Source organism: Gemella cuniculi DSM 15828 (assembly GCF_000425665.1).
In the GTDB taxonomy this organism is placed as follows: Bacteria; Bacillota; Bacilli; order Staphylococcales; family Gemellaceae; genus Gemella; species Gemella cuniculi.
The window spans coordinates 251,729-272,348 of sequence record NZ_KE384431.1; the positions used below are offsets into that span (position 1 = coordinate 251,729).

At 27.7% G+C, this 20,620-nt stretch carries 20 protein-coding genes; 3 read left to right on the forward strand and 17 right to left on the reverse strand.

What is annotated here, in order from left to right; translation table 11 throughout:
- Positions 1-6: 6 nt before the first annotated feature.
- Both H612_RS0105860 and H612_RS0105865 read left to right on the forward strand, forming a co-directional pair.
- A complete protein-coding gene (locus H612_RS0105860; protein WP_035500381.1) occupies positions 7-1,368 on the forward strand; it encodes a UDP-N-acetylmuramoyl-tripeptide--D-alanyl-D-alanine ligase in 1,362 nt (453 codons plus the stop codon).
- Between the two features lie 193 nt (positions 1,369-1,561).
- Positions 1,562-1,867 (forward strand): hypothetical protein, encoded by a 306-nt coding sequence (locus H612_RS0105865; RefSeq protein WP_027130593.1) that lies wholly within the window; start codon positions 1,562-1,564, stop codon positions 1,865-1,867.
- Positions 1,868-2,611: 744 nt separating this feature from the next.
- Here H612_RS0105865 and H612_RS0105875 read toward each other — a convergent pair.
- The 11 genes from H612_RS0105875 to tsaE form a co-directional block, all read right to left on the reverse strand.
- The gene (locus tag H612_RS0105875) at positions 2,612-3,259 is read right to left on the reverse strand and encodes a DUF998 domain-containing protein (RefSeq protein ID WP_027130594.1); all 648 of its coding nucleotides are present in this window, start codon (positions 3,257-3,259) and stop codon (positions 2,612-2,614) included.
- Between the two features lie 27 nt (positions 3,260-3,286).
- Positions 3,287-4,267, reverse strand: coding sequence for a DNA polymerase III subunit delta (gene holA, locus H612_RS0105880; protein WP_027130595.1), 981 nt, complete (start codon positions 4,265-4,267; stop codon positions 3,287-3,289).
- Complete coding sequence (locus H612_RS0105885) at positions 4,267-6,192, reverse strand: ComEC/Rec2 family competence protein (protein WP_027130596.1); 1,926 nt, start codon at positions 6,190-6,192, stop codon at positions 4,267-4,269. Before H612_RS0105885 ends, holA begins: the two co-directional genes overlap by 1 nt.
- The gene (locus H612_RS0105890) at positions 6,192-6,656 is read right to left on the reverse strand and encodes a ComE operon protein 2 (protein WP_027130597.1); all 465 of its coding nucleotides are present in this window, start codon (positions 6,654-6,656) and stop codon (positions 6,192-6,194) included. The genes H612_RS0105885 and H612_RS0105890 overlap by 1 nt, the downstream gene beginning before the upstream one ends.
- A 2-nt stretch (positions 6,657-6,658) precedes the next feature.
- On the reverse strand, positions 6,659-7,297 hold the full coding sequence (locus H612_RS0105895; RefSeq protein ID WP_027130598.1) for a helix-hairpin-helix domain-containing protein: 639 nt from the start codon (positions 7,295-7,297) through the stop codon (positions 6,659-6,661).
- A gap of 161 nt (positions 7,298-7,458) precedes the next feature.
- Entirely contained in the window at positions 7,459-8,568 is a 1,110-nt protein-coding gene (gene mnmA, locus H612_RS0105900; protein ID WP_027130599.1) for a tRNA 2-thiouridine(34) synthase MnmA, read from the reverse strand.
- Entirely contained in the window at positions 8,568-9,692 is a 1,125-nt protein-coding gene (locus H612_RS0105905; RefSeq protein ID WP_027130600.1) for a cysteine desulfurase family protein, read from the reverse strand. Before H612_RS0105905 ends, mnmA begins: the two co-directional genes overlap by 1 nt.
- A gap of 756 nt (positions 9,693-10,448) precedes the next feature.
- Complete coding sequence (gene tsaD, locus H612_RS0105910) at positions 10,449-11,471, reverse strand: tRNA (adenosine(37)-N6)-threonylcarbamoyltransferase complex transferase subunit TsaD (RefSeq protein WP_027130601.1); 1,023 nt, start codon at positions 11,469-11,471, stop codon at positions 10,449-10,451.
- A complete protein-coding gene (rimI, locus tag H612_RS0105915) occupies positions 11,458-11,910 on the reverse strand; it encodes a ribosomal protein S18-alanine N-acetyltransferase (protein WP_027130602.1) in 453 nt (150 codons plus the stop codon). The genes tsaD and rimI overlap by 14 nt, the downstream gene beginning before the upstream one ends.
- Positions 11,903-12,571: a tRNA (adenosine(37)-N6)-threonylcarbamoyltransferase complex dimerization subunit type 1 TsaB gene (gene tsaB / locus H612_RS0105920; protein WP_027130603.1), complete on the reverse strand. Its 669-nt coding sequence runs from the start codon at positions 12,569-12,571 to the stop codon at positions 11,903-11,905. The genes rimI and tsaB overlap by 8 nt, the downstream gene beginning before the upstream one ends.
- A complete protein-coding gene (tsaE, locus tag H612_RS0105925) occupies positions 12,565-13,017 on the reverse strand; it encodes a tRNA (adenosine(37)-N6)-threonylcarbamoyltransferase complex ATPase subunit type 1 TsaE (protein WP_027130604.1) in 453 nt (150 codons plus the stop codon). The genes tsaB and tsaE overlap by 7 nt, the downstream gene beginning before the upstream one ends.
- A 166-nt stretch (positions 13,018-13,183) precedes the next feature.
- Between tsaE and H612_RS0105930 the strand changes: the two genes are divergently transcribed.
- Entirely contained in the window at positions 13,184-13,747 is a 564-nt protein-coding gene (locus H612_RS0105930; RefSeq protein ID WP_027130605.1) for a thermonuclease family protein, read from the forward strand.
- Between the two features lie 292 nt (positions 13,748-14,039).
- Here the strand turns inward: H612_RS0105930 and H612_RS0105935 are convergent, their stop codons facing one another.
- The 6 genes from H612_RS0105935 to H612_RS0105960 all read right to left on the reverse strand — a co-directional run bounded on the left by H612_RS0105935 (position 14,040) and on the right by H612_RS0105960 (position 20,478).
- The gene (locus tag H612_RS0105935) at positions 14,040-15,407 is read right to left on the reverse strand and encodes an amino acid permease (protein WP_035500383.1); all 1,368 of its coding nucleotides are present in this window, start codon (positions 15,405-15,407) and stop codon (positions 14,040-14,042) included.
- A 226-nt stretch (positions 15,408-15,633) separates the two neighbouring features.
- Positions 15,634-16,749 carry an alanine dehydrogenase gene (gene ald, locus H612_RS0105940; RefSeq protein ID WP_027130607.1) on the reverse strand — a complete coding sequence of 372 codons (1,116 nt, stop codon included), beginning with the start codon at positions 16,747-16,749 and terminating at the stop codon, positions 15,634-15,636.
- Positions 16,750-17,378: 629 nt separating this feature from the next.
- Positions 17,379-18,302 carry a thioredoxin-disulfide reductase gene (gene trxB, locus H612_RS0105945; RefSeq protein WP_027130608.1) on the reverse strand — a complete coding sequence of 308 codons (924 nt, stop codon included), beginning with the start codon at positions 18,300-18,302 and terminating at the stop codon, positions 17,379-17,381.
- Between the two features lie 22 nt (positions 18,303-18,324).
- Complete coding sequence (gene lgt, locus H612_RS0105950) at positions 18,325-19,128, reverse strand: prolipoprotein diacylglyceryl transferase (protein ID WP_027130609.1); 804 nt, start codon at positions 19,126-19,128, stop codon at positions 18,325-18,327.
- 1 nt (position 19,129) lies between these two features.
- Positions 19,130-20,077, reverse strand: coding sequence for an HPr(Ser) kinase/phosphatase (gene hprK / locus H612_RS0105955; RefSeq protein WP_027130610.1), 948 nt, complete (start codon positions 20,075-20,077; stop codon positions 19,130-19,132).
- A 14-nt stretch (positions 20,078-20,091) separates the two neighbouring features.
- Entirely contained in the window at positions 20,092-20,478 is a 387-nt protein-coding gene (locus H612_RS0105960; protein ID WP_027130611.1) for a phage holin family protein, read from the reverse strand.
- Positions 20,479-20,620: the final 142 nt, after the last annotated feature.

A 20,620-nucleotide genomic window follows, 5' to 3' on the forward strand; every position in this document is an offset into this window, starting at 1 on the left:
AAAAATATGAAATATTTAGTACAAAACTTAAAAAAAATATTAAATGCAAAAAAAATCAATATTACCCAAAATAAAATCATTACCGGTGTTGCTATTGACAGTAGAAAAGTTCAGGATGGTGATTTGTTTATTCCATTTCTTGGAGAAAATGTTGATGGGCATGACTATATTCAAAGTGCCTTTGACAAGGGAGCTGCTGCTGCACTTTGTCTAAAAGAAGACTTCGTTCTTGATAATAACATAATTTACGTAGAAGACAGTTACCAAGCTATTCAAACACTAGCAAAAGATTACCTTAACTCTTTGAATGCTAAGATAATCGCTATTACTGGTAGTAATGGTAAAACTACGACTAAAGACATAATAAGTGATATTCTAGAAACTAAATATAAAGTTCATAAAACACAAGGAAATTTTAATAATGAATTAGGTGTCCCACTGACTATTCTAACTGCTCCTAAAGATAGTGAAATACTAGTCCTTGAGATGGGCGCGGATGGTTTTGGCCAATTAGATTACCTTTCTAAATTAGTAGAACCTGATTTTACAGTCGTTACAAATATTGGAGAAAGTCACATAGAATTCTTTAAATCTCGTGAAGGTATTGCAAAGGCTAAATTTGAGATTACAAATGGTATGAAAAAAGATGGTTTCTTTGTTTTCAATGGTGATGAAATTTTATTAAAAAATTTAGTAACCAACTGTAATATTAATACGATTTCATGTGGAGAACAAAATCATAATGATATCATTTTAGAAAACTATCATATTACTAGAAATCACATTGATTTTAAATTAAATATTAGCAAACATCCTTTCCAAACAGTTTTAAAAGGCAAACATAATTTATTTAATATTATGTTTGCAGTTGCTATTGCAAAAAAAATAGGATTTAATGATGAAAAAATCCTAGAATCAATTAAAAATATTTCTAAAATTACTAATATGCGATTAGAAAGTATTCCCTACAAGGAAAACTCACTAATAATTAACGATGCTTACAACGCAAGCCCAACATCAATGAAAGCAAGTATTGATGTAATAAGCGATCTTAATGACTTTGAATATAAAACTGTAGTTTTAGGTGATATGTTTGAACTTGGAAAAAACGAAGTCGAATATCATAGCGAAATTGGAAAGTATATTTCCGAAAACTCAAAAAATATTAATCTTATTATTAGTGTTGGAAATCTAGCAAAAAATATTACAAATAATGTTTCTAATAAAAACATTAAAACTATACACTTTTCTTCTACTAATGAAGTCAGCCAGTATTTAATAAATAATACTCACATAAACGAAGTAATTTTATTCAAAGCAAGTCGTTCAATGAAATTAGAAAATATTATAAAAAAGATAACAGAATAAGGGGCTATTCCAAAAGTGTACTTACCCTAAAAATATTAAGCAAAAAATTTATAAAAAGGATTTAGACTTATAATCAACAAGCCTGAGTCCTTTAAATTTTGTTTTAATTCTTTTAATATTGCAGTAATAAATATGTTTTTCAATATTGATTTATATTTGATAGATATGATACAATACAAAGGAAAATAATCTTATGAATAAAAAAATTATTGGTACTATTCTTTCTGCTAGCTTATTAATGATTCCTTTAACTACTAATAATACTCTTGCTAAAGATAATATTATAAAAACTATTACAAATAGTGATGTGATTGCAGAATATGCTATACATGGACCATCTATTCCAGATGGTGGGGGCGGTAGTTACGGAATCTATAAAGATGTAACAAGAATCGGTGCACCATGGACTATACTACCAAAATCATTATATATACAAGAATGGCACAATGGAAAAACTATACAAAGGAACTTTGTATCCTACGTCTACTACTCCATATGATCCTACACTAGTTTTTTTACACTTCGCACGTTGTTCTTGTGCACTTCACGGGATATATATATTATAATCAAGGTTTCTAGGTTTAAAAGCTATGGATGAAAAATTTAAATATTTTTTTGATATAATTGTTTATATACTCACTGTACCATTTATAATTTTAATTATTTGTTTTATCAAAAAAGGTTTAGAAAAAGACGATAATTAATAAGCTCACTGTCAAATACGAACAAAAATTTTCAAAAAAGTGTTAGATGACTGTAAGTCTCTTGGTACTTTTCTTAATTTGAAGAGGAGGAGAAGATTCCGAAACAAAAAATTGCCATCATCTTAAATTTATCAAATTTTTTAGAAGGTATTAAAAGGTTCATTAAAAAACAAACACTCTGGTATTTTAAATTCCATATCAGCAGCCCACATAGCCAATACATTCTTTCAATTCATCACACTTTATACAATTTGTATTTTTTCTCTCAACACTGTATTCTTCTGTATTCATAATTTTTCTCCTAATTTTTATTTATAACAAAATAAAATAACTAAGATTACTATATCATCTTCTTCAAATACTATAAATAAATCAATGTTAAAATAATAAAGAGTAAAATAGTCTACAAAAGCTACTTTACTCTTCATTTCTTGATTTTATCTACCTAAATTCTAACACTAACATTTAATTATCTCAAATAATCTGCTTATACAATTCTTTAATTTTCATTTTTAGTGTTTAAAGTAATTTATTACTTTTCAATTCTTGATCTTTAAAAATATTGCTCCTGTTACTAATTGCCATATAGTTATAGGATAAACCGTAAATCTTTCATATATGGCTACAACATTTACTATGTTATTTGACAGTGCATTATTCATCAATCCTGCACTTACTAACCCTACTATTCCTAGGACTATTGACACTATAGCATATCTCTTATTATTTTTTATTAATTTTATTCCTGTAATTAAAAGCGTAAAATTCCCACCCAAAAATGAAAATCTTGCTCCAAGTCCATGTAATCCATCTTCACTTGGTACCCCTCCTTGATAAATTCCAACTAAAACACTACCTATCGCAAATAAAATCGGAGTTATTAGAAATAATTTTCTTTCTTCAAACTTTTTAAAAAATAAAAGATAATATGCAATAAAAAACACAACACCTGTTACTATAAAATCTATATTCATAACAATGGCTAACTTAGAAAATCCATCAGGTACACTATCCACTTTCAAATGTGGATATACTCCTAACGAACTAATAAAATGTTTTAAATAAACTTCTTTTAATGAATAACCTGTTCCTATTGCAGCAATAAATTCTCCTGTCAAATATAAAATACCATTTAACAAAAATAATAATGCTCCTATATTTATCAAAGATTTCCTTTTCTCTTCCATAAAGCCTCCTTATCTTTTATATTAATATCATCTAAGTTCATCAATTAGTTTATTTATAAATAAATCTAAAATCAAATATTTATCCATATATGATGATTTTAGCAATTTATCATAATCAGCAGCAAGAATTAAAGTTTTCATAATTTTTTCTATACTATAATTATACACACCTTGTGTAGCTAACTGAACTCTATATGGATGAATACTCAATGCTTTTGCTATTTCTTTTTGAGAATAATGTTCACTAAGAAGTACCTTTACCTTATAATAAATCCTAAGCTGTCCACTTATTAATGATAACAAAAAAATTGGCTCTTCTTTTTTTAAAACTAAAGAATTATAAACCTCTCTAAGTTTTGAATAATTTTTCCCAAAAAGTTCATTGGTCAAACTAAAAACATCATATTCTAAACTTCTAGTTGTTAGTAGCTCTATATCCCCTTTTGTTATTACTTTTTTATTTCCACAGTAAAGTACCAATTTTTCTAATTCTCGTTTTATGTTTGCAAAATCTAATCTTGTATAATTGACTAAAAACTGTGCATCAGATTTAGCAATTTTTAAACCTTGTCCAGATATAAAATTAACAATATATTCAGAAATTTCTTTATCATTAAAATTAGAAAACTCCTTAACTTCTCCAAGTTCTTTCAATTTCTTTACTATTCTTTTTCTACTATCAACTTTTTCTACTAATTTTAATATAAGAACAACTTCTTCATTCAAATGTTCTAAGTATGAATTTAATACATCTATATTATGTTCAACTTTTATTTTTTTAGGTTTTGCCAAAAGAAAATTACAATTTTCCGCAACAATTACTTTGTTATTGCTAAAAAGTCCACTACTTCTACATTCATATACAAGCGTTTCTATTGTATTTTCATTCATATTTATTTTTACATAATTGAACTCATCAATTTCTTTTAGATATTCTTTTGCTATTTTTTTTTCGTAATCATTTATTCCTTCTAAATTTTCTCCATAGATTACATAGATATTTTTCATTAACTATCTACCTCAATTTTAAATTCTTTTTCTTTATTTTTAACTTTAACTTCATTTTTATTATAATAAACTTTAATATTTTCTAAATTAAATCTATTATTTTGTTTTAGAATATTAATTTTCACATGCTTGAATTTTGCTAAATCCACTATCTCTTTCAAATTTTTTTCCATATGATCTATTACTATCACATTTTCTACTAAACCTTTACCAATAAGTTCTTTAGCATAGCCAATTTTTGAATTTTTTTCACTAGTTAATAACAAATAATTTATTTTTCTTTTTCCCACATAATTAAAAAGTAAAGTGTATTCGTTTATTATATCATATTCAGTATCTTTTTTTCTAAAATCTGTATAAAAATTATCAACATTATTAGAAGTATTTATTAATAAATTTTTTCTTCCCTCACTTGCATAATAAATATTACTTTTCCCTATTTTAATTTCTTCAAAATAGTCTATATAATTTAATTTTGAACCACATATCATCAAAATCAAAGCCGCAGAATAATAAAATATGAATTTAAAATTATTTTTGTTCAAATAAATTATTAACAAAAGTGTTAATATAAAGTACAATACATCAATATAAATATTATGTTTCCCAATGATTATAGGTCTAAATATTAAAAATATATCTTGCATTTTATCAAAAATATAAAAAGCAAAATTCAATAATGGTCTACAAAAAAAATTAAAAGATGATGAGCTAAATAAAAATACTATATAACTTAATATCACTAAAGGAAAAATTATTAAACTAAATATTGGAACCAATACTATATTACTTACCACAGATATATAAGAAAAAGTATAAAAATTAGCAATAAGAATTGGAAAACTTGCTAGACTTGATATTAAACTTATTCTAAAATAACTGTGTACATTATTTTTAGCTCTTTTTAAATAACTGTTTGACATCAATAGACTAAATGTAATAAAAAACGATAGCTCAAAACCTATATCAAATATAAATAGTGGATTTATCATTAATAGTAGCATAAAAGTTAAAAGTAGTGCTGACAAACGACTTAAATCTTTTTTTCTAAATAACACGTAGAACATAATCATTCCTCCAGCTCTTAAGACTGATGGACTTAATCCACTTATAAACATGTAGATTGATAGAATAATAAAAATTAGTTTGTCTATTGTCTCAATACTTATTTTTAGTTTTTTCAATATGAAATAAACTAACCCTATCAAAACTCCAATATGTAATCCTGAAATAGCCAATAGGTGACTTGTACCTAAATTTTTATAATTATTTATTTCATCATTTTGTAAATATGATTTATCACCAAATAAAAGTGCTTCTATATACCCACTTTTATCAAAGGAAATATTTTTATTAATTTTTGCACTTATTGCTCCTCTTAAAGATTTTATTTTAGATATTAAAGTTTTATTTTTTTCTATTTTTTCTATATTATTTATTTTAACTTGTTTGAAAATTCTTTTATTTTCATTATATTTTTTATAATCAAATGAATAAAAATTTCTCTTTTCTGTTATATTAACTATGTTACCTACTACAAAAATTCTCCCTCCTGAAAATTTTTCTTTAAAATATTCTTTCTCTTCTTCATTTTTTAATACGTAATTAAATAAAATTTTTTCCTTGTTTAATTTTGCTACCCCTCTCATATAATTTCCATTTATTGTTACTCTATCATTAACTTCTAATATAACGTGTGCCTCCTCAATATTAGATAAATGGCTAACATTTGTTTTTTGAATATGCATTCCTCGAATAAAAAAAGCTAAGAAGACTATTAGACAAAAAATAGTTTTCCTAGCATTTAAATTTTTATTTTTCAAAACTATTATTAGAAAAATAGTTAGGCATAAAACAGCTATTATAAAATTATAACTTAATAATATCGCTGCTAATGCTAGTAAAGCTAATTGTAGATAATACATTATTTTTTATCCAAAAGCCGTTCTACTATCATATTGACATCATACTTTATTTTTCGTACTACAACGCCAGATTTTTCTAATAATTCTTTTGCATATTCGTTATTTCTATAATCATTTGCATAACAAATCTCTTTTATCCCTGCTTGTATAATAGATTTTGTACAATTTAAACATGGGAAATGAGTTACATAAATAGTTGCACCTTCTGTTCCTACTCCAAATTTTGAACATTGAAGAATTGCATTTATTTCTGCATGGATAGTCCTTACACAATGCCCCTCTACAACTTTACACCCAACATCAATACAGTGTTCATCACCTTTTATGGAACCATTGTACCCTCCTGCTATTATTCGTTTATCTTTTACTATTGTCGCACCAACAGATAATCTACTACAAGTAGAACGTAATGACAAAAGATGACTTTGTGCCATAAAATACTCGTCCCAACTAATCCTTTGCATAACTATACCTCTATCTTCTCTTTTATTTTCTCAAAAGTAGACTTTCCAATTCCTTTTACTTTTGTTATATCTTCTTTCTTCTTAAAATCTCCATTTTTTTCCCTATATTCTATTATTGCTTCTGCTTTTGTTTTTCCAACTCCAGATATTTTCATGAGTTGTTCTTTATTTGCAGTATTTATATTTATAATATCGTTATTTTTGTTATTTTCCATTGAGTGATTACTTTCTAATTGTTTAGATTTTTCACCTTTTTTTAAGATATAAATAACCATTTGATCTTTCAATTTTTGACTGAGGTTAATATTAGATGTATCTGCATCTTCCAATAAACCTCCTGCTTCCTCTATTATATCTTTTATTCTTTTTTCTTTTGTCGTTTCGTAAACTCCAGGATTTTTTACTGCACCTTTCACATCAACGAAAATATTTTTATCATCCTTTTCACTATTTTCATTATCCACAGTTTTAGTTTCTGTTTTTTGTTGTGTGAAATTTATATCACTATAATCTTCATTTTTGTTAATATTAAAATAATATACTGCTATCACAACAAACAAAATGCTACAAATAAATGCAGCTACTATAGTTTTTAAATTTTGCTTAACAAATAAAATAATTTCTTCTTTATTTAATTTCATAATTACTCTCCTCCCTACAGCTATATTATATCACTAATGTTAAAAAAATGGTAATAGAATCTGTTTAATATAGTATAATAATGAAAATAATTATATAAAAAATACTTCAATGTAACAAATAAAAAAAGTTCACTAGATTTATATTATCTAGCGAACTTTTTTTAAACTTGTAACTTAGTCCCATTTTTGTAAACTTCATCTATAATTGCTCCACCTAAACAGACTTCTCCATCATAAAAAACAACTGCTTGACCTGGAGTTACCGCTCTTACTGGTTCTTTATAGATTACCTTTACTTTATCATCTTCTAATACTTCTACTTTAACTTCCGTATCTGACTGACGATATCTGAACTTCGCAGTACATGTGAAGTTTTTCGGTGGTTGTTCTTTAGTAGTAAATGACAATGAACTTGCTAATAAACTATCTGAATATAATCTTTCATTATGAAATCCTTGACATACATAAAGAATATTATTTTCTAAATCTTTACCGCACGCAAACCATGCTTCACCTTCTGTATCTTTAGTACCACCAATTCCAAGTCCATGACGTTGTCCTATTGTATAGTGCATAAGTCCAACGTGTTCTCCTCTAACATTTCCATCAAGATCAACCATTTTTCCATTTTGGGCTGGAAGATAATGAGATAAAAATTCTCTGAAATTTTTCTCCCCTATAAAACAAATTCCTGTTGAATCTTTTTTTCTAGCTGTAGCTAATCCTGCTTCTTCAGCAATCTTCCTAACTTCTTTTTTCTCAAGTTCACCTACTGGGAATAAAATATTTTCTATTTGATGCTGCTTTAATTGTGATAAAAAGTAAGTTTGATCTTTATTATTATCTACACCACGCAAAAGAAGTCTTTGACCATTCTCATCTTTAACACGAGCATAATGTCCTGTAGCTACATAATCAGCTCCTAAATCCTCAGCATAGTCTAAAAATACTTTAAATTTAATTTCCTTATTGCACATTATATCAGGATTTGGTGTTCTTCCTTTTTTATACTCATCTAAGAAATAAGTAAACACTTTATCCCAATATTCTTTTTCAAAATTTATTGAATAATATGGAATATCTAACTGCTCGCATACTTTTATTACATCTTCATAATCTTTTTCTGCTACACAAACACCCTTATCATCTTTTTCTTCCCAATTTTTCATAAAAACTCCAATTACATCGTACCCTTGTTGTTTCAAAAGATAAGCTGTAACAGATGAGTCAACTCCTCCACTCATTCCAACTACTACTTTTTTTGTGCTCATTACTCGTTCCTTTCTTTTATTCTATTTTCTAAACTATCTATTTTATCAATCACAAAATCAATCATTTCTTTATTAATATCAAATCCTATGCTAATTCTAACAGAATGACTCGCTCTATCTATGCCATACATTTCTTTTATAATTCTACTTCCTTTTATATTTCCAGAATTACACGCAGAACCACCGGATATGTATATATTATTCGCATCAAGATATGTAATTAAGCGTTGTGCTTCAATGTTTTTAAAATAAATATTTAAAATATTAGGAAGAGAATTTTCAATCATGCCATTAACTTCAAATTCAATATTTTTATTTTTTAATTGTTCTAAAAAATAGTTTTTTAATTTTCTTAATTTAGGAATGGAAATAATCGTTTCCTCGATACAATCAGCTAAAACTAAAGTCCCTAAAAGATCACTAGTCCCCGATCTTAATCCATTTTCTTGACCTCCACCTAAGATAAAAGGTTCAACATCACCATTTTTCGCATATAAAAATCCAAAATTATTAAGTGCTCCTATCTTATGTGCTGATACTGAGGAAAAATCCACTCCTAAATCTTTTACGTCAATATTTACCTTAGCAAATGCTTGAACGATATCACTATGTAATAAAATATCCCTACCATTAATAATTTTAGAAATTTCTTTAATTGGATTTACTACTCCTGTTTCATTATTTGCCAACATTACTGAAATTAAAATAGTTTTATCATTAATTTTTCGCTTTAACTGTTCTAAATCAATAGTTCCTGATTTATTTGTAGAAAGTTCATGGATAACAAAACCATACCTCTCTAAATTTCTAGCACTTGCCTTAACTGACGAATGTTCTATTGTTGAAATAATAATTTCTCCGCCATCAAATCTATTTAATATATGATTAAAAACCATATTATTACTTTCAGTTCCACCAGATGTAAAAATAATTTCTTCCGGATTAGCATTAATTGAGTTAGAAATTTTTAAACGTGCTTCTTTTACTAGTTTAGCATTTTTTTTCCCAAGCGAATGGCTACTACTTGGATTAGCATAAATTTCTTTCAATAAATTTAAATTTTTATCTACTATATCAAAATGCTTTCTTGATGTTGCCGCATAATCTAAATATATATTTGCCATAACATCGCCTCCTAATATTAATCTACTATATTGTACCACAAACAAAGGTCAAATAAAATCAAAAATACTTGTACTACAACTTAGTTTTTTAGAAATGAAAAAGTGTCAAAATACTTCAACAACCATAAATTAGCTAGCTTTTTATTCCGTAAATTCTTAAACCTCAAATAACTGTTATTTAAGTTATCCAATAATATCTTCTACATCATTTTACTACATGAAAATCTAACAATTAACTCATAGTTTCAGCATAATGTAACACAAACTTAACTTTCTAAGAAATATCATGATCACATATATCGTTTAAAGTAAAAAAATAACCTTGACTAGCATAATAAAATGAATAGATTAATTTGCTTCTATCACTATGTAATTCTCATAATTTTCAAAGTATAAACATACACTATTACCTTTTATATTTTTCTAACACAATATAACTAAATCTAACTTTAATTTTCATAATAATTATGATATATTCCTATATACAAATATCTTAAATTCAAAATACTGAAACTAAATCTATTTTATAATTAAGTAACTTAAATAAAATTAGGGGTTAACTCAAAAATCGTAATTTCATAAAAACGACTTTTAGTAATCCCCTACATAATTTATTAGACTTTCTAAAAAATTTCACTAAAGTGTTACTTAAAAATCAACAACTTCCCTCATCTGTTATAATTAATAAAATTTTATCAGAAGTTTATATTTTTAAATTAATCAATTTCATCTTTCTTAACATCTAAACTTACGATTTTACCCTCTAACTTCTTCTAGGTTTAATGTTGATTTTGCATTAAGTATTAATGGATCTGCAAACAGTTTATATTTGTAGTAATAGTACCCAACTGCTCCCATCATAGCGGCATTATCACTACAATAGTCCATCTTTGGTATTAATACTTCGATTCCGCACTCTGCTTCTAAGTCAAGTATTTGAGAACGTAATTCACTATTCCCTGCCACTCCACCAGCTAATATAAGTTGCCTTACTCCAAAATTAGTAATAGCTTTTTTCGTTTTAGTTAGCAGTATTTCTACCACCGCAGCTTGAAAGCTACATGCTAAATTTTTTGGAATGATTTCTTCTCCTCGTTGTTTTGCATTATGAACAAAATTAATTACCGCTGACTTCATTCCTGAAAAACTAAAGTTGTAATCATCGCTGTCAATCATAGCACGTGGAAATTTATATTTATCTTCACCTAGTTTAGCTAGTTTATCTACTTTAGGTCCACCTGGGTATTCTAAACCTAGCTGACGTGCTACTTTATCATATGCTTCTCCTACTGCATCATCGTGGGTCGAGCCTATGATTTCAAAATTAAGTTCATCTTTTAAGTAAACTAACTCTGTATGTCCTCCACTAACTACAAGTGCTAAGGAAGGATAAACTATATCATTATCTATATTACTGGCATATATATGTCCTGCAATATGATGTGCAGCAATAAGTGGCTTATCTAACACATAACTCAAAGTTTTCGCAACATTTACGCCAACCAAAAGTGAACCAATCAATCCCGGTCCCTGAGTTACACATATTGCATCTATATCACTCAAAGAAATTTTTGATTCTTCTAATGCATCTTCCACTATTTGAATTACTACTTCTATATGTTGCCTACTCGCAATCTCTGGAACAACACCACCAAATTTTTTGTGCGTTTCTATTTGACTGCTTACAATGTTGGAAAGAACCACTTTCCCATTTCGAACGACAGCCACACTAGTTTCATCACAGCTAGTTTCAATAGCTAGTATATTAATATCTTTCATTACTAAAATTCCTTACCATAACATATGCATTCTCACCATTATTTTTATAATAATTTTTCCTTACATCAATAGTGTCAAATCCTGCTTTTTCATAAACTGTTATCGCTGGTCTATTGCTAATTCTCACTTCAACCATTGCTTTTTTTACTCCTTGAGTCTTTAACAATTGCATAACATAAGTAAAAAATATTTGTCCCAATTTCTTGTTTTGGTGAGGTTTATCAATAACAATTTTATTTACTTGATATTCATCAGCTACTAACCAACCACCACAAAAACCAATTATCTCCCCATCATTAAACAACCCATAATATATAGAATTTTCGTGTTTAAGTTCCGATTTAAACATTTCTTTAGTCCAAGCATCTTCAAAATTATCCATATCAATCTTAGAAAGTACTTCTAAATCATTAACATCTACTTTATTTATTTTAATCATTTTTTAACCCTCTTTCCGCTTCTGTTTTTCTTAAGTATTGTGGCTTCATATTATAACTATCAACAATTTTCAGACTATCATAAACTTTCAAAACATTTTTTGCTCTAATATCATTTTTATTATAACTAAACTGCTCTCCTACTAAAAGTTTTTCTTTTAATTTTGAAACATCTTTTCCGACATAAACTACATTTTCTCCACTATCTAAAAGAAATTTATTTACCTCTTCCAATGAATAATATCCTTCTTTTAAAATTTCTACAAAATCATTTTTATTTTTTTTATAAACTGCACTAAAAACATAACCACGGCGTGCATCAATAAGTGGAACAATCAAATTTTCACTTTCATATTCCAAAAGTGCTTGAAATTTTAAACTTGAAATAATTTTTAAATTTATTTTAAGAGTATATGCCAAAGTTTTACACACTGCAGCTACAACTCTTATCGCTGTATAAGAACCTGGACCACTACTTGAAATAATTTCCTTAAGATCTGATTTTTTTTTTCCAGCTTCATTCAAACACAGTACTATTTCTTGCAAAATAACTTCGGATAAATTATTACTACATTCAATATTTCTTTCAGAAATTACTTGATTATCATCTAAACAAGCAAGCGAAAGAAATCCGTTTGAAGCCTCTACAACCAAACTTACCAATTTTCCTGTATCCTTTCTTCAATGTTTTTGTAACTATCTGTCGCTGAAATTTCAACAACACGCTCGTCTCCATTAATTGAAATATTAAAAACCAATTTTTCTTTGGGTAAAAATTCTTTGATAAACTCCCCCCATTCAACTACACAAATATTATTTTCATAAAAAATATCCTCAAATCCGAGATCTTCATCACTACCTTCTAATCGATATGCATCAATATGATATAGCTTTCCTTTATCAAATTTATATTCCTTCATAATATTAAAAGTAGGAGAATTAACAACACTTTTAACACCTAGATACTCTGCAAAATATTTAGTAAAAGTTGTTTTCCCAGCAGCTAAATCACCATTCAACATAAGTATAAGTTTTTTATCAACGCTCTTAGCAACTAATCTTGCCAATCGCTTGGTATCATCTAAATTTTTAATAATTATCTTCAACATTACTAGCCCTTCTAAATACAATTTTAATTATAACATCTATTATAATAACATATTTATCAACTTATTCCAACATATAAAAAACTTTTAACCCATATAAAAAATAATAACTAAATATTGTTTTTCTATTAGAACATGATACAATAATATTAGTGAGGAGAGTGCAATTATGAACAAAAAAGTTTTTATTATATGTCTAGGAATTTTTTCTATAATTTTTTTTAGTATTTTTTTCATTATAAAACAAGATTATACTTCAAACTATAAAGTAGTGGAAATAAATGGAGTAAAAATAAAAGGGGACACCACCAAATATAAAGTAAACTTTGTTAAAAAGATAGATGGGGATACAATAGTTGTAAATTTTAATAAAAAAGATCTAAAAATTAGATACTTATTAGTAGATACGCCTGAAACTGTAAAAAGAGGGGTGAAGGTTCAAAAATATGGACCAGAAGCCAGTGAACTAAACGGAAAAATATTATCTGAAGCCAAAGATATTGAAATAGAATTTGATATTTATCAAAAAGAAGATAAATACCATAGAGCTCTCTGTTACGTATATGCTGATGGAAAATCCGTTCAAGAACAATTATTATTAGCAGGTTTAGCGGAAATAAAATATGTAAAAGAGCCTGACACAAGATATTTAAAAAAATTTAAAAATGCACAAAATAAAGCTAAGAGTAATAAAAGAAATTTATGGAGTCAGTCTAATAACACCTATAAGTAGTTAATTATAATTTTAACCTTCATCTTGTCTTTTCTAACTTAAAATATAAAAAGTGGAAGTGACTTTATAAAATCTTGCTTCAAGAAATCATAATTTTAAAGTCACTCCCACTCAATTTTATATCGTATATACAGTCTATGAGAAAATCCTCAGTAAAACTTTATTCTTAACAAACTAAGTAAGCTCACTTATATATAGTTCTCGTTATTTGGAATAATACGATCATCTTTTGTTTTAAATATTAATATCAAACCACAATAAAATTTTTGATTCTTAAATGGGTTTATTTTAATTATTTCAGCTTACTATTTTTGTATGAAAATACATAGTAGATTACCAATCCAACTATAATCCATACTATAAATATTTTCCATGTTGTTAATGTTATACTATAAAGTAATGCTACAAATAATACTATTGAAATCATAGGTAAGTATGGCATCCCTGGTACTCTAAATCCTCGTTTCAAATCTGGATATTTCTTATTAAATACAATAGTAGTATAACTTACTAGTGCAAATGAAATAATTGAAGCTACATTAGCTAAATCAGCTAATTGACCTAATGGTAAAAAGCCTGCCAATACTGCTGTTAATATCCCAATTCCCCAAGTAACACTAGGAACTTTATTTTTATTTACTTTTGTTAGTTGTTTTGGTAATAAACCATCACGTGCAACAGTATAAGTTATTCTTATTCCTGCATACATAAACGATAAAATACCAGCCATAAGTCCAATTACCGCCCCGAGGGAAACAACACCAGCAACTTTATTTTGCCCTACAGCTTCTAATACGTATGCCAAAGCATCACCTGTTCCTAATTCTGTATAAGGAACAACACCAGTTAAGATTAAACATACTAAAATATAAAATGCTGTACAAACAATCATAGTTATAATTATTGCTCTAGGAATTGCCTTTTCTGGATTAATTGTTTCTTCTGCTGAAGTTGAAATAGCATCAAAACCTAGATATGCAAAAAATACTGTTGTGGCTGCTAACATTACTCCAGAAAATCCTGTAGGTGCAAAATTATTTGTCCAGTGTGTAGGTTCAACATAAAATGCTCCAACAATAATAAACAAGATAACTATCCCCACTTTTGCTGCAACCATAAGATTATTTACCAATTTACTACTAGATGTACCTTTGGACAAAATAAAAGTAATTAATAATACTATACACAGCGCTGGCATATTTCCATAACCACCAGCATTTGGTAATGTCATAAATTTAGTTGGTATTTCTAATCCTAGACCTGCTAAAAGTCTTGAAAAATAACTCGACCAACCGTTTGCTACTGTTGCAGATGTTAAAACATATCCACCTATCAGTACCCAACCTACTAAATAAGCAATAATTTCACCAACTGAAACATACAAGTAAGTATATGTACTACCACTAGACGGAATCGTTGAAGCTAATTCCGCATAACATAAGGCTGCTAAGCAACATGCTAACCCTGCTATTAAGAAAGAAAACACTACAGCTGGACCTGCTTCTGATGAAGCCTTTCCTGTTAAAACCAAAATCCCCGAGCCAATAATAGCTCCTATTCCAAACAAGACCAAATCCATAGTTTTCATAGTAGGATTAAAAGTTTTTTTACTTGCATCTTCTAAAATGGAATCTATAGATTTTTTTCTAAATACACTCATAATTTCCTCCTAAAATACTCTAAGAATTATCAATAGCGATAATTTTTTATTATACCATATTTATTATGTATTTACTATAAAATAATAATAAAATTTACTATCAATAAAATCACAAAATTTATTTTTTTATTATTTTATAAATTATAATATTTTTGTTAAAATTTTAAAAAATAGAAGTGGAAAGTCTCCCCCCTCTCCACTTCTGCTGTTTTTATTTCTTATTTAATTACAATGCTTTTTCTACAGGTACAAATTCATATCCTAAGTCATCTGCAACTGCTTTGAAAGTTACTTTTCCATTAGCAACATTAACCCCTGGTTCTAATTCTGGGAATTTTGCTACAGCTTCTTTAACGCCTAGATTAGCAATTACTTTTACATATTTAGCTGTTGCATTACATAGTGCATATGTTGCTGTTTCAGCTACTGCACCTGGAATATTTGCCACTGAATAGTGTAATACACCTTCTTCTACAAATATAGGATTGTCATGACTTGTTGGACGACCTTCAGTATATTCTGTAGTACCACCTTGGTCAATAGCTACGTCGACAATTACACCACCATCAGGCATATCTTTAATCATTTCTTTAGTAACAAGTTTTGGTGCTTTTGCCCCTGGTATTAAAACAGTACTTACTACTAAATCTGCAGTTTTAATAGCATTAGCTATATTTAATTTATTAGAATAAATTGTTTCTACTTTACCACCAAAGATATGTGATAATTCTGTCAAACGATCTAAGTTAACATCTAACATAGTTACGCGTGCACCCAATCCTGCTGCCGCAGTAGCAGCTGCAGTCCCTGCTACACCTGCTCCAATAACTACAACATGACCTGGTTGAACACCTGGAACACCTTGTAATAATTTTCCTTTACCACCTTGTACTTTAGATAAAAATCTTGTTCCCTCTTGGATGGCCATTCTTCCAGCAATCTCACTCATTGGTCTTAATAACGGTAATCCGCGTCCCACTTTAACTGTTTCAAAGGCAATACCAATAGTACCTGCATCCACCATAGCTTTTGTTAACTCAGCATCTGCAGCTAAATGTAAGTATGTATAAACAATTAAACCTTTTCTAAAATATTTATATTCTGCTGGAATAGGTTCTTTAACTTTATAAATTAAATCTGATTTATTCCACACATCTTCTGCATTATCTAGTAACACAGCCCCTACTTTTGCATACTCCTCATCCGAAATACCTGAAGCAACACCTGCCCCTTTTTCCACATAAACTGTATGCCCATCGTGAACTAATTCACCTACAACACCTGGTATTGCAGAAACTCTGCTTTCGTTATTTTTTATTTCTTTAGGTACTCCTATAATCATTTTCCCTTACCTCCTTGTTATTTGTACTTATATGATAACATATAACACAACTTTGTGAAAGCGTTTTTTTCGTGAAATTTTTATTGAAAATATTTTCTTTTTATTTTAATATTTTGTTTTTTTAAAATACTTCTATTATAGGCTTTTTGACAGTAATCACATGAATTCAAAAGGGAAAAATATATTTTTTTTTAAAAGAAAAGAATACAGAAAAACAGTTTTTTTATTTCATAAATTGATTATATTTAATAATAAAAATCTTTATAATATTTAAATAAAATAATTTTTTTTTATTAAAAAATATCAATTTATTTTTATAACAATATTAGTTTTTCATGATTTTATAAATTTTATTTTTCTAAAATACAAATTTTTTTATTTTATATTATTTATTATTTCGCTGAAAAATAATTATTTACATTTTTTACTTTTTTGATATTTCATAACACAATGTATAAATATGTTTTATAACTCAATATAATTATAAATTTATGCATTTTTTCTCTATTCTAATAAAATAATTCTTGATTGAGACTATTATTACTTGTTAATTTATAATCGTATTAACAAAAAAATAAGGAGTTCATCCTTTAAAATAAAAATTTTATTTTTGGACTAACTCCTTATATTTAATTTAAATTTTCTATATAACTATATGCACTTTGAGCAGCAATAGCTCCATCTGCTGCTGCTGTCACCACTTGTCTAATTTCTTTTTCTCTTACATCACCAGCAGCAAATATTCCAGGTATATTTGTTTCAAGTTTTTCATTTGTTGGTATGTATCCTGTTTTATTTGTTATTCCTAATTCTGTAAAATCAGAAGTTTGTGGTAACATTCCAACATAAATAAATATACCGTCAGCTTCAAATGTGCTTTCCTCGTTGGTTTTTACATTTCTCAATATAATGGAAGAAATTTTTCTATCTCCTTTAATTTCCACTGGAATGGTATCCCAAATAAATTCAATATTTCCTTTAGCAAATGCTCTAGTTTGTAAAATCTTTTGTGCACGTAATTCATTTCGTCTATGAACTACAGTTACCTTACTAACTAAATTTGATAAATATAATGCTTCTTCTATTGCCGAATCTCCTCCACCAATAACCACTACTTCTTTATTTCTAAAAAATGCTCCATCACAAACTGCACAATAACTTACACCTTTTCCTGAAAATTCTTCTTCACCTGGAATATTCAGATTTCTATGCTCAGAGCCAGTTGCAATAATAATTGATTTTGTTACATATTCGTTGTTTCCTGCTGTAATATATTTTAAATCATCTTTTACTTCTATTTTTGTTATGTTTCCAAAAGCAAATTCTGTTCCAAATTTTTTTGAATGCTCAAACATTTTCTCTGATAATTCTGGTCCAGTCACTTTCTCATATCCCGTATAATTTTCTATTTCTTCGGTAGCCAACATTTGCCCACCTGGATATTTTCTTTCTACCATTAATACTGATAAGTTTGCTCTTGATGCATAGATAGAAGCTGTCATTCCTGCTGGTCCCGCTCCTATAATAATTAAGTCATAAATTTTTTCTGACATATTATTCACCCTCTTTTGTTAATTATGATTCTTTATACAAAATTTTCTTATTACGGTATTTCGTATTAAGCACTACTAAGTATATCAAACTTCCTATAACAAATACCAGTGAAAGAACTTGCGAAACTCTCATTCCTCCTAAATAAAGTGAATCAGTTCTCATTCCCTCTACTATGAAACGTTCAATACCATATAAAATTAAATACATTGCAAACACTTCACTTTGTGCAAGTTTATTTCTTAGAAGTAACAACACTATTAAAGCCACTATACACCATAAACTTTCATATAAAAAAGTTGGTTGTCGATATGCTCCATCAATATACATATTTTCAATTATAAAGTTAGGGATAAATCTCTTTTCTAAAAATTCTTTACTGACTACTTCTCCATATGCTTCATGGTTGAAAAAATTTCCCCAACGCCCTATAATTTGACCAACTAAAAGACTAGGAGCAATAATATCAAGTAATTTTATAACTTTTATATTTCTTTTTTTAGCAAAGAAATATAAAACTATAAAGCCGCCAATAAGTCCACCATAAATAGCGATTCCTCCATCCCAAATTGCTATAATCTCATTTTTATGTATTGAATAGTAATCCCATCTAAACATTACATAATATGCCCTAGCAAAAATAAATGCAACTGGTAACGCCATTAATAATAAATCTATCATGGTATCTTTTTTTAATCCTCTTTTAGTTGCTTCTTTATCAGCCATTAAATATGCAACTAAAACTGTCGTTGCAATAATTATTCCATACCAATAAATAGGTTTAGAGAATAAATGAACTGCAATTGGATTTATGTAATTAAAATTCATATTACTCACCTTCTTTATTTTTTAAATTATTCTTTTTAATTTCAGCAGCAAGTCGTTCAGTGAATTCTTCAGCAGTATTTGTTCCCATTTTATTTAACCTATAGTTCATAGCTGCTGATTCAATAATAATTGCTACATTACGTCCAGGTCTTACCGGAATAGTCTTTTTCTCAATTTTTGAATTTAATATTTCTTTATATTCATTTCCTAATCCTATTCTGTCATATTGCTTAGATTCATTCCAAGTTTCCAAATGGACATTTAGTTGCATTCTTTTATCACTTCTTACGGCTCCTGTTCCAAATAATGTCATGACATTTATAATTCCAAGTCCACGTATTTCTAACAAATGCTTTATGAGTGGTGATTCACAACTTCCTAACAAATAATTTTTTTCAAGTTCTTTTATATCAACCCTGTCATCCGCTACAAGACGATGACCTCTTTTAATAAGTTCAAGTGCGATTTCACTTTTACCTATTCCGCTTTCTCCAGTTATAAGTACCCCTATCCCGTAGACTTCTATAAATACACCATGAACTGATGTTGAAGGAGCAAACACTTTTTGCAAATAATTGGTTATACTTCCCATAATTTTTGTGGTTTCTACTTTACTGCGAAGAACCGGAGTATCATATCTATTTGATGCTTCTATTAATTCAATAGGAACTTCTAAATCTCTTGAAACAATTATGCATGGTGTAATTCGTGTACATAACATACGCATTCTTGATCTTTTTTCAATATTTGGTACCAATTTAAAAAAAGAAAGTTCACTAGTTCCTAAAATTTGTACTCTTTGTGGAGAATAATAAGAGAAATAACCTGCAAGTTGTAATGCTGGTCTTGATAATTCATCTGTCGTAATTTCACGATCTAAACCTTTTTCTCCACTAATTATTTCCAAATTTAATTTTTCTACAAGAGATCTCGTTGTAATTTTCTCCATAAAATATCTCCTAACTAAAATCTTTTAATAATTATTTTTCTGTCATTACTATTTAACAATGCATTAAATAATGAAATAAAAATTGCTAAGAAAAATGCAGCTCCAAAAGAAGCCACCTCGAACCTTGGTGCCAATAGATACGAAACCAAAGCTATTAAAAAAGCATTTATTATGACAATAAAAATACCAAAAGTCATAACTATAGGTATAATACTTACTAACATGAGCAGTGGTCGTATAAACATATAAAATAATGTAATTAAAAGTGCACCATAAAATCCATAAATGGTTTTTTCTATTCTCAGGCTATTACTAAATAATCCTGAAAATGCGAGAACTATCAAAGAATTTATAATTACACTTTTTATAAAATTCCATATTATTGATTTTCTTTTTTCCATATATATTCCTCGTTGTAATAAATTTTTAATATTATAATAAAAGTATTAAAGCTAAGATTTTCATTATCTAATTTTAATCTTATATATAAATTAGAAAGTGAGATACTTAGTCCCACTTTCTACTCTATAATTATTTTATTAT

Excerpts from the sequence above, each read along its gene's own strand:
- H612_RS0105890 (WP_027130597.1), bottom strand. The coding sequence starts at position 6,656 with ATGCAAAGGATTAGTTGGGACGAGTATTTTATGGCACAAAGTCATCTT.
- holA (WP_027130595.1), bottom strand. The coding sequence starts at position 4,267 with ATGAAAAATATCTATGTAATCTATGGAGAAAATTTAGAAGGAATAAAT.
- H612_RS0105865 (WP_027130593.1), top strand. The coding sequence starts at position 1,562 with ATGAATAAAAAAATTATTGGTACTATTCTTTCTGCTAGCTTATTAATG.
- mnmA (WP_027130599.1), bottom strand. The coding sequence starts at position 8,568 with ATGAGCACAAAAAAAGTAGTAGTTGGAATGAGTGGAGGAGTTGACTCA.
- ald (WP_027130607.1), bottom strand. The coding sequence starts at position 16,749 with ATGATTATAGGAGTACCTAAAGAAATAAAAAATAACGAAAGCAGAGTT.
- lgt (WP_027130609.1), bottom strand. The coding sequence starts at position 19,128 with ATGAATTTTAATTACATAAATCCAATTGCAGTTCATTTATTCTCTAAA.
- tsaD (WP_027130601.1), bottom strand. The coding sequence starts at position 11,471 with ATGAAAGATATTAATATACTAGCTATTGAAACTAGCTGTGATGAAACT.
- trxB (WP_027130608.1), bottom strand. The coding sequence starts at position 18,302 with ATGTCAGAAAAAATTTATGACTTAATTATTATAGGAGCGGGACCAGCA.
- hprK (WP_027130610.1), bottom strand. The coding sequence starts at position 20,077 with ATGGAGAAAATTACAACGAGATCTCTTGTAGAAAAATTAAATTTGGAA.
- H612_RS0105930 (WP_027130605.1), top strand. The coding sequence starts at position 13,184 with ATGAACAAAAAAGTTTTTATTATATGTCTAGGAATTTTTTCTATAATT.
- H612_RS0105935 (WP_035500383.1), bottom strand. The coding sequence starts at position 15,407 with ATGAGTGTATTTAGAAAAAAATCTATAGATTCCATTTTAGAAGATGCA.
- tsaE (WP_027130604.1), bottom strand. The coding sequence starts at position 13,017 with ATGTTGAAGATAATTATTAAAAATTTAGATGATACCAAGCGATTGGCA.
- H612_RS0105960 (WP_027130611.1), bottom strand. The coding sequence starts at position 20,478 with ATGGAAAAAAGAAAATCAATAATATGGAATTTTATAAAAAGTGTAATT.
- H612_RS0105905 (WP_027130600.1), bottom strand. The coding sequence starts at position 9,692 with ATGGCAAATATATATTTAGATTATGCGGCAACATCAAGAAAGCATTTT.
- rimI (WP_027130602.1), bottom strand. The coding sequence starts at position 11,910 with ATGATTAAAATAAATAAAGTAGATGTTAATGATTTAGAAGTACTTTCT.
- H612_RS0105895 (WP_027130598.1), bottom strand. The coding sequence starts at position 7,297 with ATGAAATTAAATAAAGAAGAAATTATTTTATTTGTTAAGCAAAATTTA.
- H612_RS0105860 (WP_035500381.1), top strand. The coding sequence starts at position 7 with ATGAAATATTTAGTACAAAACTTAAAAAAAATATTAAATGCAAAAAAA.
- H612_RS0105875 (WP_027130594.1), bottom strand. The coding sequence starts at position 3,259 with ATGGAAGAGAAAAGGAAATCTTTGATAAATATAGGAGCATTATTATTT.
- H612_RS0105885 (WP_027130596.1), bottom strand. The coding sequence starts at position 6,192 with ATGTATTATCTACAATTAGCTTTACTAGCATTAGCAGCGATATTATTA.